Genomic DNA, 16,894 nt, shown 5'->3' on the forward strand with positions numbered 1-16,894 from the left:
GTGCGGCGGAGTTCTTTTCGTCAGCCGCTTTTCCCAATGATGGCGGGGTCGAACTCGGGCGGCCCGCGCAGCATCGCGCCTATGAGCTTTATATGGCGATCGACGTGACCGCGAACGATCTGCTTGATCCCGCCGCCTATGAAAAGCGCCGAGGCAAGGGGTATGATGCGTTCTACGGCAAGAGCTGGCTGCTTTATCATTATCTGACTTTCAGCCCTGACAGGAAAGGCCAGCTTTCACGCTACCTCACCCTTATGTCCCAGGGTAAGGACCCACGGTCTGCTGCGATCGAAGCGTTTGGAGATTTCGGCCAGCTCGAACACGAGTTAGACCGCTATCTCCTCAAATCCCGCATGACCATGCTTAAGCTGCCAGCCAGCATGATCAAAACCGGCCCCGTTGTCGTGCAAGGAGTAAGTGCGGGAGTAAACGCAATGATGCCGGTCATCATTCGTTCCAGGCGCGGCGTCGACGATGAAGGGGCCAAGGCCGTTCTGGCGGACGCGCGCGCCATAGCTTCGCGCTTCCCGAAAGATCCAGCGGTCCTATCCGCGTTGGCGGAGGCCGAACACGACGCTGGGAACGATAAGGAAGCGATCGCCGCAGCAGATGCTGCCCTGGCTAACGACCCGAAGCAGGTCAACGCCTATGTCCAGAAGGGGCTGTCCCTTTATCGCATGGCGCCAGATGCCCCGGATCAGGACGAGGGCTATAAGCAAGCGCGCGCCACTTTCATTGCACTAAATCGCATAGAAAATGACCATCCACTGCCGCTCTTCTATTATTATGACAGCTTCGCCCCGCAGGGGAAAACGCCATCTTCGCTCGCGCTTCAAGGACTGGAGCGCGCGTCGGAACTGGCGCCCTTTGATCTCGGCCTGCGTATGACTCTGGCGATGCAGCAATTGCGTATCGGTGACCGCAAAGAGGCGCGACGCAATTTACTGCCCGTGGCCTATAACCCCCATGGCGGCAACCTTGCTGAGACCGCAAGCACAGTATTGGAACAGATGGACAAGGAACCGAACTGGGATGGGAGCGGCATGTCGGGTACGGGGCCTGACAATGCCGTAGCTATTGGACCTTAGGCACCTCGTCAGGGCGGAGTCGCCTCAGTTTAGGAGCGGTATCCATCTGCGCCGCATCTTTAATGCCCATGCGCAAGTCCTCACGCGTTTGATGGATCGAGGCAATAACCGGCCCCATCGCCACGCCCAGGTCGATGAGCGCCGTTTCTGCGAGTTGTAACGAGCTTTCAAGCGTCTCGGGAACCGCATCGCTTGCGCCCGCCTGGTAGAGCTGTGCCGCATGATCAGTATCGCGCGCACGGGCGATGATCGGCAAATCCGGCACCCATCCACGCACCCGTTTCGTGACACGCACCGAAAGCACGGGATCATCCATGGTAAGGATCAACGCTCGCGCATGGCCCAAACGGAGCTTGTCGAGCATTTCGACGCGCGCCACGTCCCCGAAGAGGATCGGGTAGCCGCCACGACGCCCCTCCGCCACCACGTCGGGGTCGGATTCGACAACGGTGAAACGCTGGTTGTGGAGGCGAAGCAGATCGCACACCATTCGCCCGACGCGCCCGAACCCGATTACGACAGCCGCCGCCTCGGTGCTTTCTTGCTGTAGGTCTGGCGCTTCTTCGCCCAGCGCCATTTCCAGCCTGCGCGCGATGTCATGACCGATACGTGCGAGAAGTGGCGTGATCGTCAGGCCGATGGCCGTGACGATCTGCCAAAAGGCGGCGGTCGACGGGAGGATGAGCTTGGCCGCTGCTGCTGTCGAAAGCACGATCAGGGTCGTTTCAGAAGGACTGGCCATCAGCACGCCAACTTCCAGAGCCACACCCTTTCGCGCGCCCGAAAAATAGAGGAGCGCGGCGGTGACCAGTGTTTTGACCAGGACAACCCCGACAACCGCAAGAACAAGGCTAGGCCAGTTCGCCAGGATCACCCGGACATCCAGGCTCATACCCACAGTGATAAGGAACACACCAAGCGCCAGCCCCTTGAAGGGCGCCGTCATCACTTCGACCTCACCATGATATTCGGTCTCTGCGATAAGTAGGCCTGCCAGCAGTGCGCCGACGATTGGCGAAAGGCCTGCGAGCGAAGTCGCGATGCTCGAAACGATGACCACTAGCAGACTGGCTGCAAGAAACACTTCAGGGCTTTTGGTCCGCGCGGCCTGGCTGAAGATATGTGACAGGAAAATGCGGCCAAGAACGAGCATCACCGCGATCGTGATGCCGCCTTTCAGCAACGTATCAGCGAGCTCGCCCCAGGCACCGTCAGGACTGGAGGCTACTGACGGCGCGAGGGCGCCGAGCATGAATATTATGGGGACCAGCGCCAGATCCTCAAACAATAGCATCGCGAAGGCGGCCCGGCCCACGGCGCTTTGCGTGCCGACCATAGGGAGCACCACGGCCGTCGAGGAAAGGGCCAGGGCAAGACCCAATCCGACAGCCCCTGCGGTCGGCTGTCCCAGAAAGTAGAGGCCCAAAGCAATCAGCGACGCGCCGCCGATTAGTTCGGCGGCACCGACCCCGAACACTTGGGCGCGCATTGTCCAGAGGCGCCGAAAGCTGAGCTCAAGCCCGATCGAGAAGAGAAGTAATATGACACCAAGCTCAGCGAATGGTTCAATCGCTCCTCTGTTTGAGATGGTGACATGATAAAGCCACGGATATTCGGCGACCAGCGCGCCAAGGCCCGATGGGCCGACAGCTAGCCCGACCAGAATGAAGCCAATGACGGGACTGATCCTCAAGCGTGCGAAGCCGGGGATCACCAGCCCGGCGGCCCCCAAGATGACGAGGGAATCGCTGAAACTTTGTGGATTGATTGCACCGGCCATACGCCATCATTGCGGTAAGCGCGGCAGAATATCCAGCCTTGCGGCAAATTCACGTCCGATGCGTGACACCCCTGGTGCGGACGGCGGGACTTGAACCCGCATTCCCAGGGGGAGGCGGATTTTAAGTCCGCTGCGTCTACCGATTTCGCCACGTCCGCGTGGCGCTCCCACTGACCTTTCCGAACGCGTAGGTCAAGATGTGCTGGAGTTCACTGAGTCTTGCTGTTCAGCCGTTCGCGCATTTCCTTGCCCGGCTTGAAGTAGGGCACCCGCTTGGCCGAGACAGGGACCTGTTCCCCCGTACGCGGATTGCGCCCCGTCCGCGCGTCTCGCGCACGAGTGGTAAAGGCGCCGAAACCGCGCAATTCTACCCGGCCGCCACCCGACAGGCGGTCAACAATCTCCTTGAAGAAGAGGTCTACAATCCTCTCGACCTCTTGAAGGCCAAGGTCTGGATTTTCCTCTGCCAGAGTCTGAATTAATTCCGAGCGTATCATTGGTCCTCCAGCTCCCCCTTCTGGTTCCCAGTTTGGTCATAGTGAGTCCCTACCCACATGACAATTATCCAATGTCGGTAGTTGTTTTCTCATTTTGGGATATAAAAAGCCCGCCGGAAGAAGTTCCGACGGGCCTATTACTTTAGTTATATCCGAAGGGATTAGCCTTCGTTCTTGGCCTTCAGCGCTTCGCCCAAGATGTCGCCGAGCGATGCACCGCTGTCGGACGAACCATATTGAGCGACTGCCTGCTTCTCTTCTGCAATCTGCAGAGCCTTGATCGAGAAGGTCGGCTTCTTGGCCCGATCGAAGCCGGTAACCAGTGCGTCGAACTTCTGACCGATCTGGAAGCGCTCCGAACGCTGTTCGTCGCGGTCGCGGCCGAGGTCGCTGCGCTTGATGAAGCCGGTTGCGCCGTCGTCGCCAGCCTGGACTTCCAGACCGCCGTCGCGAACTTCCAGAACCGTGACGGTGATCGTCTGGTTCTTGTTGAGGCCGGCTGCAGCGGCGGTGGTGCCGCCAGCGGCCGGGCCGCCACGCTCAAGCTGCTTCATGCCAAGGCTGATGCGCTCCTTCTCGACGTCGATGTCGAGAACGACGGCCTGAACCGACTCACCCTTGCGGTGCAGAGCCAGCGCGTCTTCGCCCGAAATGCCCCATGCGATGTCCGACATGTGAACCATGCCGTCGACGTCGCCGTCCAGGCCGATGAACAGGCCGAATTCGGTTGCATTCTTGACTTCGCCTTCGACGGTCGAACCGATCGGGTGACGTTCGGCAAAGCTGTCCCAGGGGTTGTTCTGGGCCTGCTTGAGGCCGAGCGAGATACGACGCTTTTCGGGATCGACTTCCAGAACCAGAACTTCGACTTCCTGGCTGGTCGAAACGATCTTGCCGGGGTGAACGTTCTTCTTGGTCCACGACATTTCCGAAACGTGAACCAGACCTTCGATGCCCGGCTCCAGCTCGACAAATGCACCATATTCGGTGATGTTCGTGACGCGGCCCGAAAGCTTGGCGCCGATCGGATACTTGGCAGCGGCGCCTTCCCACGGATCGCTTTCCAACTGCTTCATGCCAAGGCTGATGCGCTGGGTGTCGCGATTGATGCGGATGATCTGAACGCGGACGGTATCGCCGATGTTGATCATCTCGTTGGGGTGGTTGATGCGCTTGTAGCTGAGGTCGGTGACGTGCAGCAGGCCATCGATGCCGCCCAGGTCAACGAACGCACCATAATCGGTGATGTTCTTAACGACGCCTTCGATGATCTGACCTTCGGCCAGCGTCTGGATAAGGCCACTGCGCTGTTCGGCGCGGGTTTCTTCCAGGATGGCACGGCGTGACACGACGATGTTGCCGCGGCGGCGATCCATCTTCAGGATCTGGAAAGGCTGCGGAATGTCCATCAGCGGGGTTACATCGCGCACGGGGCGAATGTCGACCTGCGAACCGGGGAGGAACGCCACGGCGCCGTCGAGGTCGACGGTGAAGCCGCCCTTGACGCGGCCGAAGATGACGCCTTCGACGCGGGCATTTTCGGTGAATTCGGATTCCAGCTTGTCCCAGGCGGCTTCGCGGCGAGCGCGGTCGCGTGACAGCATGGCTTCGCCATGGGCGTTTTCGACGCGATCGACATAGACTTCGACTTCGTCGCCGACCTTCAGATCAGCCTTCTGGCCCGGCGCAGCGAATTCGCGCAGCGGCACGCGGCCTTCCGACTTCAGGCCGACGTCGATCAGCGCCATGTCGTTTTCGATGCCGGTAACGGTGCCCTTTACGACGCGACCTTCGAAGCCGCCGTCCTCGCCACCGAGAGAATCATTGAGAAGCGCGGCGAAATCGTCGCGCGAGGGGAATGCCGTAGAGGCCATGTTTAAGTCCTTCACTCGTCATTGCTGGCCTACCGGTTGTATCCGGTGGTCTTTGAGGCCAAACCGTCCGCACGGCCGGATCGCCGCGCGAACATCCGTTCGGCCATGTCGGGTGAGACGCTCTTTGGATAAGCGAAAAGGGCGCCTGGGAATCCCAAGCGCCGTCATCGCGTCAGGCCTGTTGCCGACGTTCCAACTGGGCGTCCACCAGAGCAATCGCCTGCTGGACGGCGGCGTCTATAGTCAAATTACTGGTGTCGAGCAAGTCTGCGCCATCAGCCATTCGCAACGGCGCATGATCGCGGCTCATGTCGCGAGTGTCGCGTGCCTGAATATCCGCGATCAAGCTATCCATGTCCGGGTGTCCACCATGGGAAAGCGCGTCATCATAGCGTCGCTCGGCGCGCACGTGAACGCTCGCCGTGACAAAGACCTTCGCATCCGCATCCGGTGCGATCACCGTCCCGATATCGCGGCCGTCCAGTATTGCGCCACCCGGTCGGGTCGCAAAATCGCGCTGTCGCTGGACGAGCGCCTGGCGAACGCTCGGGTGGACGGAAACGCGGGAAGCGAGTGAGCCGACGGCTTCGCTCCGCAGCGCAGGGTCGCACAGGACTGCATCGTCAAAATCGCAAGCGGAAACCGCATCGGCTTCGTGGTCCGGATCGCCTCCGGCTTTTAGCACAGCAAGCCCAACCGCACGATAGAGCAGACCGGTGTCCAGCACAGGCAAGCCGTAATGGCGTCCGAGCGCCTTCGCAATCGTACCTTTGCCCGATGCTGCGGGACCGTCGACGGCGATGATCATTCTGCTTTGCCTTTCCGCAACGTCTTGGCGAGGCCAATGACGGCTATAAAGGCCCAGACGACCTCCAGTGCCATCGATGCGACATTGAAATGAACCGTCAGTGAGTAGATCAGCAGCAACGAACCGATCAGGTTGAGAAAGTTGAAGAGCGTGAAGTTCAGCACCTTCGCCATATTGCTGTAGGCGTAAGCAATAACCATGAGGCCGCTGCCAACCAGGCCTACCACGTTGGGGAAATCGAAATTCACGCTATCGCGCCGAGCGTTTGCAAGAGGGCGGTAAAGCCGGGGAAGCTGGTCGCGACCGGGCGCATGTCATCGATGGTGACACCGCTTTTGGACACAAGACCGGCCACCGCAAAGCTCATGGCGATACGATGATCCAGCTTCGTCGCGATGGGGCCGCCGCCGGGCAGGAGCGTACCTCCGCTTCCCTCAATGACGATGCCGTCTTCCAGTTCGTCCACTCTCACGCCGATGGCGCGAAGGCCCGCTGCCATGGTGGCGATGCGATCAGATTCCTTGACCCGCAATTCTTCAAGGCCTCGGAAGGTGCTGCGCCCTTCGGCAAGGGCGGCCGCGATGAAGGCGACCGGATATTCATCGATCATGGAGGGCGCGCGGGCGGGGTCTGGTTCGATGCCCGTCAGGCGGGAGGCCGTGACGACGATGTCTCCCACTGGCTCCCCGCCGACCTCGCGCGGGTTCTCGATGACGATGTCGCCCCCCATCTCGCGCAGCAGATCGATCAATCCTGCCCGAGTGGCATTCAGGCCGACATTTTCAATGGTAATCTTTGAGCCGGGGACAAGCAGCGCGGCGACCATGAGGAAGGCTGCCGACGAGGGGTCGCCGGGAACGGTGATGGCTTGGGGATGAAGTTCGGCCTCGCCTTTTAATGTGATGGTCCGTGTTCCATCAGCATCGATCTCTACGTCCAGGTCAGCACCAAAGCCCTTGAGCATCCGCTCGCTGTGATCGCGAGTCGGAACCGGCTCGACGACGCGCGTGATGCCGGGGGTGTTCAGACCCGCCAACAAGATCGCGGACTTTACCTGCGCTGATGCTACCGTAAGGCGATAATCAAGCGCCACGGCCGGACAGGCGCCCCGCATGGTGAGCGGCAACCGGTGTCCGGGGCTGGTGGTGAAGCTGGCGCCCATATGGGACAGCGGTTCGGTGACGCGCTGCATCGGGCGCTTGCTCAGCGATGCGTCTCCGATGAAAGTCGCGGTGATGCCATGACTTGCGACCAGGCCCATGAGTAGGCGGGTCGACGTGCCACTGTTGCCCATGTCCAAAGCTGTTTGGGGTTGCAGCAATCCGCCCACGCCCACGCCCCGAATGTGCCAGATGCCATCATCGTCTCGTTGGATCTGCGCGCCCATTGCACGCATTGCGGCGGCAGTGGCCAGCACATCCTCTCCTTCCAACAGACCTTCGACGCGGCTTTCCCCAACCGCCAGTGCAGAGAGCATGAGTGAACGATGCGAAATGCTCTTATCCCCCGGCACCCTTACACTGCCCGCAAGGGGAGGAGCACTGGAGAAGGTCATGGGAGCAGGCTGATCGGAAGAAGTGGTCACGGGTCAATCCGTTTGTCAGGAAACTGAAAAATTGCGCCCGGCTTTTGACAGCGCGGTTCCGCTATGGCAAGGCGCCCGTCGCTTCGCGGGCGACATGGTCGCGCCGCGTGATATTCGTTGAAGCACTCGTAAGAAGGACAAGGCCGGACATGGTCAAGGCTGAATGGGGCACGAAGCGTACCTGCCCGAAATGCGCCACGCGCTTCTATGACCTGGGCAAGGACGACCCGGTCTCCTGCATCAACTGCAACACCGCTTGGGAACCCGAACCGGTCCTGAAGTCGAAGCAGCCGCTGCCGTACGAGGAAGCGCCGAAGAAGGTTATCGAAACCGCCGACGGGGAGCTGGAGACGGCAGATGACGATCTGGATCTTGATCTGGATGTCGATGATGATGGCGATTCGCCGGACAATGACGTTGACCTGGGCGGTGACGACGACCTCGGCGTGGATGCCGCCGCCGACGACGGCGACGACGACAATTAAGTAATTTTGTGCTTGCCAAGGAAGTTGCTGCCTCCTAATGGCAGCGACCTCCGAAGCGCCGGACCCAAGCGGCGCTGACACTGGTAACGGGGCCTTAGCTCAGCTGGGAGAGCGCCTGCATGGCATGCAGGAGGTCAGCGGTTCGATCCCGCTAGGCTCCACCAGTTTTCCGGACGGTCCAAGCCTCACCTGTATAGCCCGGAAGCTATCAAGCGGGTGCTTGGCATCCTATATCGGCCGACGGCTCCATGCCGGACATGGCCCAATCCATTGGGATGCGGTATTATGCCGCGCAACGATGGGGCCTTAGCTCAGCTGGGAGAGCGCCTGCATGGCATGCAGGAGGTCAGCGGTTCGATCCCGCTAGGCTCCACCAATCTTCCTTGTCGCGATAGACTGCCGTTAGTCGTCAGCAAATGCTTCTCCGCGCGACGACCCGCCAGTTGGCATAACTCTCCGGCATCGACGTACACCACATTCCAATATGCCAATCTCCGTTAGGCAGCGAGGAAGTGATGGTGGAGGAGACCCATATCATTGCGAGCGACAGAAGATCGGCGACGTTTGCTCCAAGCCTGCGAGCGTTTCCTCCGCTCTCACGATCATGCTATATGGCCCTCGACCATCGTGCTTCGACCAGTGGTGGAGGCGGAGGGCGCAGGGATAGTGGCGCTACTCCTGCAAAACGACGAGATATTTTAAAAACTCTGCCCAAGCGGATGGTTGACGCGCATGACCCGCACGGAAACTGACTTGGTCAAGTTCAAGCTGGCTGCACGAAGCTATCCATCACGCGCTTACGGCCAGCCGTTTCAAAATCGATCTCGAGTTTGTTGCCCTCGATCTCCGCAATCGTGCCGTAACCAAATTTCTGGTGAAATACGCGCAACCCCAGGTGCATATCATCTCGACCCTTGTTGCCGAGGGATACCGCCGAGGCGCGAGCTTCCACGATCCGTACGGGTTCGCGGGAGAATTGGCCACTTTGTTGCGCCCGCTGCCAGCCTGGGCCACGCCCGCTGCCTCGTTGTACGTTGGAGAAGGGATCGGCGCGCTCGGACCAATTGGCCCGCCATAGGGATGCGCCGCCCGCCATGCTGCTTTCCTCCTCGACATGTTCCGGAGGTAACTCGCCTACGAACCGTGACGGGATGGAACTGGTCCACTGGCCATATATTCTCCGGTTCGCCGCATGAAGGATGACGCACAGCTTCCTGGCGCGAGTAATCGCCACATAGGCGAGCCGACGTTCCTCCTCCAGGCTGTTGAGACCGCCTTCGTCCAACGCTCGTTGAGAAGGAAAAATACCTTCTTCCCAGCCCGCCAGGAAGACGGTGTCGAATTCGAGCCCTTTTGCCGCATGGATGGTCATGATCGTGACCTTCCGTTCCTCGGCCTGCGCATCATTGTCCATGACTAGCGACACATGTTCGAGGAACGCGCCCAGCGTTTCATATTCCTCCATCGCGCGAGTAAGTTCATTCAGGTTTTCGAGGCGGCCTGCGCTTTCGGCTGTGCGTTCTGCCTGAAGCATGGCCGTGTAGCCGCTTTCATCCAGTATTTGGCGCGCGAGTTCGGCATGGGGAAGCTGGGTCGCGCGGTCGCGCCAGCGAGCCAAATCCCCGATGAAGGCGCCAAGGCTGCGGCGCGCTTGCGGAGTCATTTCGTCGGTATCGAGAATTCGTGCAGCCGCGAGCGCCAAGGGTATGGCCTCGGCCCGAGCGAGGCGGTGGAGCTTCTCCACGGCCTTGTCACCTAAACCGCGCTTGGGAACATTAACGATCCGCTCAAATGCCAGGTCGTCGGCCGGTTGGTTGACGAGGCGAAGATAGGCAAGCGCGTCGCGTATTTCGGCCCGCTCATAGAAGCGGAAGCCGCCTACGATCCTATATGCAAGGCCGATCTGAATGAATCGATCTTCAAATTCGCGGGTCTGGTGCTGCGCGCGGACAAGGATGGCCACCTCTTCCAACGATCGACCCGAGCGCTCGATCGCCTCGATTTCGTCGCCGACGCGGCGAGCCTCTTCTGGCCCGTCCCAAACGCCGATGACGCGGACTTTTTCACCGATGTCGATGTCGGTCCACAGCGTCTTGCCTAGCCTGTTGCCGTTTTCGGCGATCACACCGGAGGCGGCGCCCAGGATGTGAGGCGTGGATCGGTAATTCTGCTCCAGGCGGACAATCTTGGCGCCCGGGAAGTCCTTTTCAAATCGGAGGATGTTGGCGACTTCCGCGCCCCGCCACGAATAGATGGATTGGTCGTCATCACCCACGCAGCAAATATTCTTTCGCTGCTGAGCGAGCAGACGGAGCCAGAGATACTGGCTGCTGTTGGTGTCCTGATACTCGTCCACCATGATATAGCGGAACCGCTGCTGATAGCTTTCGAGCACATCCCGGTGGCGCTTCAATATGGTGAGCACATGGAGCAGCAAGTCGCCGAAGTCGCAGGCATTTACATCGCGAAGGCGGGCCTGATAGGCAGCATATAATTTCTGCCCGCGCCCATTCCCGTAAGATTCGCTATCTCCGGCGCTGATTTCGTCAGGCGTCAGCCCCTTATTCTTCCACTGATCGATCAAGCCACCCAGCTGCCGCGCAGGCCAGCGCTTTTCATCAATCCCTTCAGCCTGGATCAGCTGCTTCATTAGCCGAAGCTGATCGTCTGTATCAAGAATGGTGAAGTTGGATTGCAAGCCGACCAATTCAGCATGTCTGCGAAGCATTTTGGCAGCGATGGCATGAAATGTGCCGAGCCACGGCATGCCTTCCACGGCCGGACCGATCATACGTCCGACACGCTCGCGCATTTCGCGCGCGGCCTTGTTGGTGAAGGTGACCGCCAGGATTTCCGACGGATAGGCGCGGCGCGTAGCGATGAGATGCGCCAGTCGTGCGGTCAGCGCAGCCGTCTTGCCCGTTCCGGCACCCGCCAAAACAAGAACCGGCCCCTCGGCAGTGAGGACGGCTTCCCGTTGAGGCTCATTGAGGCCCTGAAGATAGGGCGGATCATCAGGCGAGGGAGCAGGGAGGGTCATGGTCAACAACTAGGGAGCAGGGATAGAGGGAGCAAGGGCTTGGTCGCGTGCGATTGATGGCAATCTATGAGAACAAAAGAGGAATCATGCAAGGGCGAAGGCCACTGTGTTCACCTTACGATATCCCCTCGGCCTCTCGTCGTGTCGTTAGGTCAAGGCCAAGCGGTTTCAGTGAGGGATGGGCGCTTTGCTGAAAGACAATGATCATTCGCCTGATAGCAGCAGAGCCACAGTTCGTCGCCGATATCGGAACGCGTGCGTCACCGATCTGGTTCTCTACCCGCCAAGAGGCAGAACGGGGTGATGAACAGGAAAGGATTACCCATGAAATCGATCATGCTTGCGGGTGCCGCCATGCTGGCTTTTACCACCGGCGCTACTGGCATTGCGATCGCTCAGGGTGTGCCGGACAATACGGCCCAACCCCCAGCCACTGATAGCATGCCGACGGATGCGGCTACGCCTGCGAGCCCTGCAACAGCGGCAGATCCCAATGCTGGTCAGCCGACAGGAGAGGTTCCAGCTGACACCGGCATGATGCCCGCAACGCCGGGGATGCCCAAGGACCCTGCCGCGCCTGTGGGCAGTGCGGCTAATCCGGTGACCGTTGGCGGCAACATGACCCCTCCGCCCGCAGGCGGTAAGGACTATCCGCTATGCAGTCGCACGGTACAGGATAGCTGCATCAATCCAGGCGAGGCGCCGCGTTCGAAGAAGATGGCGCGCAGGCATCGCTGACCGGAGAGACAGAAGCGGGCAGGGCGGCAATAAGCGCCGCCAGCCCGGTTCTGTCTTTGGCGGCGTCCGCCAGGCTGTGCTGGTCGAGCACTGCCAGAAAAGCTGTAGTTGCGGCCTTCAAAATGCCCGACAGGCCACAAGCGGCGCGGAGGCCGCAGCCTGCGCAGTCCGCCAGGTTCATGTCCGTTTCAGTGTGACGGACCACATCGCCCAGCCTGATTGCTTCAGGAGCATGGGCCAGCGTGAAGCCGCCGCCTCTGCCGCGCTGGGTTAGGATGAACCCGCCTTGGCCGAGGTGGTGGACGACTTTCATCAAATGATTGCGCGAAAGAGCGTAGGCGTCGGCGACCTCGGGGATGGTTGCGCGGCCTGTTGGCGTGACGGCCAGATGGATGAGGACGCGCAGGGCGTAGTCGGTGTGGCGGGTCAATTGCATGAGGGAATGCGTTAATTGAACGGGGTTTGCAGATCAAACATGTAGATCGTTTACATGTTTAAAGATGTACCGTAAAGGCGTCTTTACCGAGTCTTTATTTCAAAGGGGTGCATATATGAGCCAGCTCAGCGCTGAAACCATCGCGATCGTCAAAGCAACCGCTCCCGCGCTGCGGAGCCATGGGGTGGAGATCACGACCGCCATGTATGCGCGCCTGTTCCAGGATGCGTCGATCAAGGACATGTTCGATCAGGCGGCCCAGGACAGCGGCGAGCAGCCCAAGCGTCTGGCTGCGGCCATCCTGGGTTATGCCGAGAATATCGACAAGTTGCAGGCTTTGACCGGCGCGGTCGAGCGCATGGTGCAGCGGCACATCGAAACCGGCGTGAAGGCCGAACATTATCCCAAGGTTGCCGAAGCGCTGCTGCCCGCGATCCGCGATGTTCTGGGCGCGGAAGTTGCCACGGACGCTGTGTTGGAAGCGTGGGGCAAGGCCTATTGGTTCTTGGCCGAGATACTGATTGGCAAGGAAGCGCAGGCTTATGAGGATGCTGAAGCGGCTTGATTGATGGGTGGGGAGCTTGGGGGGTTCCCCTCTCCCTAGCCCTCTCCCCTAAAGGGGAGAGGGAATCGCTCTTAACAGAGTAATGCGCGCCTTGCCCACGTCTCGGGTTGCGTCCACGACAAAACCCTTGACCTCCACATCTTCGCGGCGATCGGTTTCGATGCTGATCCAGGTCGCGGGGCCGGTCCAGCCCAGACGGCTCAACTTGTCGAGAGCTACGACGCCTGCACCGCTATTGTAAGGCGGGTCCATGAAAATGAGGTCCAGCGGTTTCGGCGTTGGCCCCAGTGAGAGCACGCTACTCTGCCGAATGTCGGGCCGGATGCCGAGCTTGTCGCCATTGGCGCGGATCACATTCAGAGCCGCCTGATCCTGTTCGACGAAGAGGCAGCTAGCCGCGCCACGGGACAGGGCTTCAAAGCCCAAGGCGCCCGATCCCGCGAAGAAATCGCCGACGGCCAGCCCCTCGAATGATCCGATACGGCTCACGAGCATGGAAAAGAGTGTTTCGCGCGTACGGTCGGCCGTAGGACGAGTGGCGTCGCCCTTGGGAGCTGCCAGCGGGCGGCCGCGCCATTGGCCTGCGATGATTCTCATGATTGGCGTCCGTGCAGAAGGAAAGCCCTAAGACAAGCATAGGGCGAACGAGTTTAGCTTCAGGCTTTGGGCGTCTTCAAGCTCTTGCGGAAGACGATGAGGTCGTGCTGGCGCACTTCCTCCACCGCGCCCGACGCGAGTTCGCCGAGATGGAAGGGGCCATAGCTGGTGCGGATGAGGCGGCTCACCTGTAGGCCCAGATGCTCCAGAACGCGCCGCACTTCGCGGTTCTTGCCTTCGGTCAGGGTCATTTCGATCCACTGGTTACGACCGGTGCGGCGTTCCAGATTGGCCTCGATCTGGCCATAGCGAATGCCGTCAATCTCTATGCCCATAAACAGGTCTTCAAGCTGGGCCTGGCTGATTTCGCCAAAGGCGCGGGCGCGATAGGTGCGCGGCACGCCGGTCGCGGGCAATTCCATCTGCCGTTTGAATTCGCCATCGGTGGTAAGGAGCAGCAGGCCCTCCGTGGTCATGTCCAGACGGCCGATCGGCATGACGCGCGGCAGATCGGCGGGCAAGCGGTCGTAGATGGTGGGGCGGCCGCGCGGATCGCGCTCGGTCGTCAAATAGCCTGAAGGCTTGTGAAAAAGGAAGAGGCGAGCGGGAGCGGGTTGCGCCACCGGGTTGCCGTCCACCGCCACGCCGTTGAGCGAGGTCAGCAGGGTCGCCGGGGTCGAGATCAGTTGACCATCGAGAGTGACCCGGCCGTCTTCGATCATCCGTTCCACTTCCCGGCGCGAGGCGACCCCGGCGCGGGCAAGCAGTTTGGCGATGCGTTGCGGTTCGTTCGTTCCGCTGGCGGCAGCGGCCATGCGCGCCGGATGGGGATTTGCCGGTTTGGCTGGAGCAGCGTTTCTTTTCTTGAAAGGCGGACGAGCAGGGCGCGACGAACCGGCGGGCTTGCCGTCCGTGGGGCGCCGGGGGCCGCCCGGTCCTGCCCTGCGCGGTGGTGCTGATTTTTTCGGCGGCTCCACGCTCGGTTCCTTTTAACGAAGCGACGGCATTCCCATATCGGAGATGCCGGGAAAATGACGAATAGTGCCGTCCTGTCGCCGAGTGCGCAGGATCGGCCGCAACTCCCTTAAGGGGTCGCGCGTTTGATCGGGTGCATGGCGCATATGGGGCGGATCGGCAAATGTTTTTCGGGCTAGTCAAAGGGGACTCGAAGCCACGGCAGCAGGCACAGGCCATCAGCAGCGTGCTGGTGGTGGAAGATGAGCCTTTGGTCGCATTCGACAACGAGCATGTGCTGGAACAGGCTGGCTACCGCGTTGCCGCTACGGTCGAGGATTATGACCATGCGATCACCGTCATTGAACAGGATGAGGTCGATCTGGTGATCGCCGATATTACCCTGCACGGCGACAAGACAGGTATCGATGTGGCGCGTCATGCCTATGGGAAGGGGCTGGCGGTGCTGTTCGTCAGCGGCGCCTGTCCGATTGATGCGCATGAGATGGCGGTAGGGTGTCTGGCGAAACCTTATTTGCCGCGTGATCTGCTGGCTTCGATCGGGGTGATTGAGGCGGTGCTGCGTGGTGGGGAGCTGCCGCGAGTGCCGCGTGGGTTGCATTTGTTTGATCGGGTGGGGTGAGGTTGGTGCGGCGCGGATGCGCTGTTGGTTGATGACAGGTTCAATTGGGAACAGGTCACTAACGACCAGTTGCGGACGCTCGGCAAGCCTTTCACGTCGTCCAAAACCAGCCATTATCTCGGTTGGACACATCCACCATCTCATGATGACAAAAGACGACGCTCAGCATTTGCATGATGTCCATTCGATCCTCTTCAATAGAACCGCAGAAACAAAATGGTCGGTGAGCTATTCAAGGATCGAATTCAATTGAACACTAAATATTGATCTGGAGCGACGCTGTTACGTTGAAGATCGAGCACTTCACCTCTATCGTAACCGAGAATGCCCGGTATAGGAACAAGTCGATTGATGCTAAGGGCATTTTCCGCAATGAATTTTCCAGTGGCGCGAAATTTTGCTGGCACGATTGTCTTACCTGCCAATTGAGAAGGCAGAGGTATCGACGCGCTGGCGGGACGAATTGCTGCAGCCAAGGTACCCGTATATCCGTTCATGCTCGGACCCATATTCGTTGCGCTAGCAAGTTCTGGAATATCGGACGGCTTAAAAGCCTCCGCGACCAGCAGAGTCCCAAGGTCCACAATCTCCCCTGCGTGGCCTGCAAAAGAAACGGTACCCAAGCAAAGGCACGTATATAGAAATTGTTGCCAACCAAATCCGTATAAAACATAGTCACCCGGCATGGCTTCTATAAGAAATGTCTTTGTCGTTCCGGATTTTTGATATGGCTTTCCCATATCGATGATACCCAGATTACGGATATTTTTCGTTGAATCTCGGGAAGTATCGTAAAGATGCATCTCTTTATCTGTAGGCATCCGCAATAGTGCAGGGCCAAAGGGTGCGTCATTGCGAAAAAGGAAATAGGTGCGGTCAGAGCGGATGTCGACTGTAGCTTGGTTCCGGATTTCGGTCATTTCTTGCGTAGATTGTGCCGTGGCTGCTGAACCGAAGCTCAGGCTGGCAAATAGCGAAATTAATGTGCTGCGGATCATTTGTTGGGAACCACCCCGCCGAAATCGGGGCCAGAAGCGATTTTCGCCTGAACGGCCACCCATTGTTCTGGAGGGAGCTTTGAAATTCCGGTCCATATGCTCTGAGCTACGCCATAGCGAATATACCCACGCGGTTCCATGCAAGCTCTCATCTTTGCCTGATAGGCGCGACGCGTGAGCACGTCTTCGGCCATCCCAAGAATTACGCTGCCGATCACACCATAGTTGTTAGGCATATATCCCGCTCGTTGACGAGGGATATTGGCTGGTGCCCGATTCCAAGGAATGAAGCGATCTGTATTCGCCACCGACCAACCGACAGGCTGCATGAAGCGATAGCAGTCCGAAAAATCAGCGTAGGCCTCTTGGAATGTCACTCCATGTCGTTGAAAGACAAAATATTTCCATCCTTCCTTAACGACGCTGGGGTCGGATGATTTTGACAAGTCTGGTACGATAACAGTCTCTTGGTCAGAAATATGAGGTATTTGCGCATGAGCTTTGCTACATAATAGCAAAATCGCTAGAGAAAATATCATAATACGCATGTTCTGCGCGCCTCAATTTTAAGCGATCTTCGCTGAAAAAATTTTAGACTCATACGGCCTCATCCTTATGCTGTCAGCCTACCTTGCGGAGCCACTGCTATCCACGAGAATCTGCCGCAAAGCCGTCAGTCCGCTACCCACCCATCCAAGACATTCCCCTCCCGCAGGCGGGAGGGGTTAGGGGTGGGCGCGAGCGTAGCGAGCCTTGCGTGAGCCCATTTGATGAGGCCGGTGTTGCGCTAGCCCACCCCCGACCCC

At 59.3% G+C, this 16,894-nt stretch carries 17 protein-coding genes and 3 tRNA genes; 7 read left to right on the plus strand and 13 right to left on the minus strand.

What is annotated here, in order from left to right; translation table 11 throughout:
* Positions 1-92: 92 nt before the first annotated feature.
* On the plus strand, positions 93-1,088 hold the full coding sequence (locus tag ACZ51H_RS04360; RefSeq protein WP_464802545.1) for a tetratricopeptide repeat protein: 996 nt from the start codon (positions 93-95) through the stop codon (positions 1,086-1,088).
* Here the strand turns inward: ACZ51H_RS04360 and ACZ51H_RS04365 are convergent.
* From ACZ51H_RS04365 to aroA, 7 genes are all read right to left on the minus strand, one after another.
* Positions 1,075-2,868 (minus strand): cation:proton antiporter domain-containing protein, encoded by a 1,794-nt coding sequence (locus tag ACZ51H_RS04365; RefSeq protein ID WP_464802546.1) that lies wholly within the window; start codon positions 2,866-2,868, stop codon positions 1,075-1,077. The two genes, ACZ51H_RS04360 and ACZ51H_RS04365, sit on opposite strands and share 14 nt — an antisense overlap.
* Positions 2,869-2,940: 72 nt before the next feature.
* A tRNA-Leu gene (locus ACZ51H_RS04370) sits at positions 2,941-3,026 on the minus strand.
* Between the two features lie 51 nt (positions 3,027-3,077).
* Positions 3,078-3,365: an integration host factor subunit beta gene (locus tag ACZ51H_RS04375; RefSeq protein WP_449472252.1), complete on the minus strand. Its 288-nt coding sequence runs from the start codon at positions 3,363-3,365 to the stop codon at positions 3,078-3,080.
* Between the two features lie 161 nt (positions 3,366-3,526).
* Entirely contained in the window at positions 3,527-5,239 is a 1,713-nt protein-coding gene (gene rpsA, locus ACZ51H_RS04380) for a 30S ribosomal protein S1 (protein ID WP_460988199.1), read from the minus strand.
* 172 nt (positions 5,240-5,411) lie between these two features.
* Positions 5,412-6,047: a (d)CMP kinase gene (cmk, locus tag ACZ51H_RS04385; protein ID WP_464802547.1), complete on the minus strand. Its 636-nt coding sequence runs from the start codon at positions 6,045-6,047 to the stop codon at positions 5,412-5,414.
* Complete coding sequence (locus ACZ51H_RS04390) at positions 6,044-6,295, minus strand: CBU_0592 family membrane protein (protein WP_460988037.1); 252 nt, start codon at positions 6,293-6,295, stop codon at positions 6,044-6,046. Before ACZ51H_RS04390 ends, cmk begins: the two co-directional genes overlap by 4 nt.
* Positions 6,292-7,632 carry a 3-phosphoshikimate 1-carboxyvinyltransferase gene (aroA, locus tag ACZ51H_RS04395; RefSeq protein WP_464802548.1) on the minus strand — a complete coding sequence of 447 codons (1,341 nt, stop codon included), beginning with the start codon at positions 7,630-7,632 and terminating at the stop codon, positions 6,292-6,294. The genes ACZ51H_RS04390 and aroA overlap by 4 nt, the downstream gene beginning before the upstream one ends.
* 149 nt (positions 7,633-7,781) lie before the next feature.
* On the opposite strand from aroA, the gene ACZ51H_RS04400 reads away from it, so the two are divergent.
* The 3 genes from ACZ51H_RS04400 to ACZ51H_RS04410 all read left to right on the plus strand — a co-directional run bounded on the left by ACZ51H_RS04400 (position 7,782) and on the right by ACZ51H_RS04410 (position 8,493).
* On the plus strand, positions 7,782-8,117 hold the full coding sequence (locus ACZ51H_RS04400; RefSeq protein WP_449472261.1) for a TIGR02300 family protein: 336 nt from the start codon (positions 7,782-7,784) through the stop codon (positions 8,115-8,117).
* 88 nt (positions 8,118-8,205) lie between these two features.
* A tRNA-Ala gene (locus ACZ51H_RS04405) sits at positions 8,206-8,281 on the plus strand.
* A gap of 136 nt (positions 8,282-8,417) precedes the next feature.
* Positions 8,418-8,493, plus strand: a tRNA-Ala gene (locus ACZ51H_RS04410).
* A gap of 387 nt (positions 8,494-8,880) precedes the next feature.
* On the opposite strand, the gene ACZ51H_RS04415 is transcribed toward ACZ51H_RS04410, so the two are convergent.
* Positions 8,881-11,157 (minus strand): ATP-dependent helicase, encoded by a 2,277-nt coding sequence (locus ACZ51H_RS04415; RefSeq protein ID WP_464802549.1) that lies wholly within the window; start codon positions 11,155-11,157, stop codon positions 8,881-8,883.
* 324 nt (positions 11,158-11,481) lie between these two features.
* Here ACZ51H_RS04415 and ACZ51H_RS04420 point away from each other — a divergent pair, with 324 nt between their 5' ends.
* Complete coding sequence (locus ACZ51H_RS04420) at positions 11,482-11,895, plus strand: Fe-S oxidoreductase (protein WP_464802550.1); 414 nt, start codon at positions 11,482-11,484, stop codon at positions 11,893-11,895.
* Here the strand turns inward: ACZ51H_RS04420 and ACZ51H_RS04425 are convergent.
* Positions 11,843-12,331: an Rrf2 family transcriptional regulator gene (locus tag ACZ51H_RS04425; RefSeq protein WP_464802551.1), complete on the minus strand. Its 489-nt coding sequence runs from the start codon at positions 12,329-12,331 to the stop codon at positions 11,843-11,845. The two genes, ACZ51H_RS04420 and ACZ51H_RS04425, sit on opposite strands and share 53 nt — an antisense overlap.
* 115 nt (positions 12,332-12,446) lie before the next feature.
* Between ACZ51H_RS04425 and ACZ51H_RS04430 the strand changes: the two genes are divergently transcribed.
* On the plus strand, positions 12,447-12,896 hold the full coding sequence (locus tag ACZ51H_RS04430; RefSeq protein WP_449472266.1) for a globin domain-containing protein: 450 nt from the start codon (positions 12,447-12,449) through the stop codon (positions 12,894-12,896).
* Between the two features lie 48 nt (positions 12,897-12,944).
* On the opposite strand, the gene rsmD is transcribed toward ACZ51H_RS04430, so the two are convergent.
* Both rsmD and ACZ51H_RS04440 read right to left on the minus strand, forming a co-directional pair.
* Positions 12,945-13,493 (minus strand): 16S rRNA (guanine(966)-N(2))-methyltransferase RsmD, encoded by a 549-nt coding sequence (gene rsmD / locus ACZ51H_RS04435; RefSeq protein ID WP_460988042.1) that lies wholly within the window; start codon positions 13,491-13,493, stop codon positions 12,945-12,947.
* 59 nt (positions 13,494-13,552) lie between these two features.
* Positions 13,553-14,470, minus strand: coding sequence for a pseudouridine synthase (locus ACZ51H_RS04440; RefSeq protein ID WP_464802552.1), 918 nt, complete (start codon positions 14,468-14,470; stop codon positions 13,553-13,555).
* 161 nt (positions 14,471-14,631) lie between these two features.
* Here ACZ51H_RS04440 and ACZ51H_RS04445 point away from each other — a divergent pair, with 161 nt between their 5' ends.
* A complete protein-coding gene (locus tag ACZ51H_RS04445) occupies positions 14,632-15,090 on the plus strand; it encodes a response regulator (protein WP_464802553.1) in 459 nt (152 codons plus the stop codon).
* Between the two features lie 245 nt (positions 15,091-15,335).
* On the opposite strand, the gene ACZ51H_RS04450 is transcribed toward ACZ51H_RS04445, so the two are convergent.
* Positions 15,336-16,088 carry a hypothetical protein gene (locus ACZ51H_RS04450; protein ID WP_464802554.1) on the minus strand — a complete coding sequence of 251 codons (753 nt, stop codon included), beginning with the start codon at positions 16,086-16,088 and terminating at the stop codon, positions 15,336-15,338.
* Positions 16,085-16,636 (minus strand): hypothetical protein, encoded by a 552-nt coding sequence (locus tag ACZ51H_RS04455; protein ID WP_464802555.1) that lies wholly within the window; start codon positions 16,634-16,636, stop codon positions 16,085-16,087. Before ACZ51H_RS04455 ends, ACZ51H_RS04450 begins: the two co-directional genes overlap by 4 nt.
* Positions 16,637-16,894 lie beyond the last annotated feature (258 nt).

This window comes from Sphingobium sp. TomMM15 (assembly GCF_055397045.1).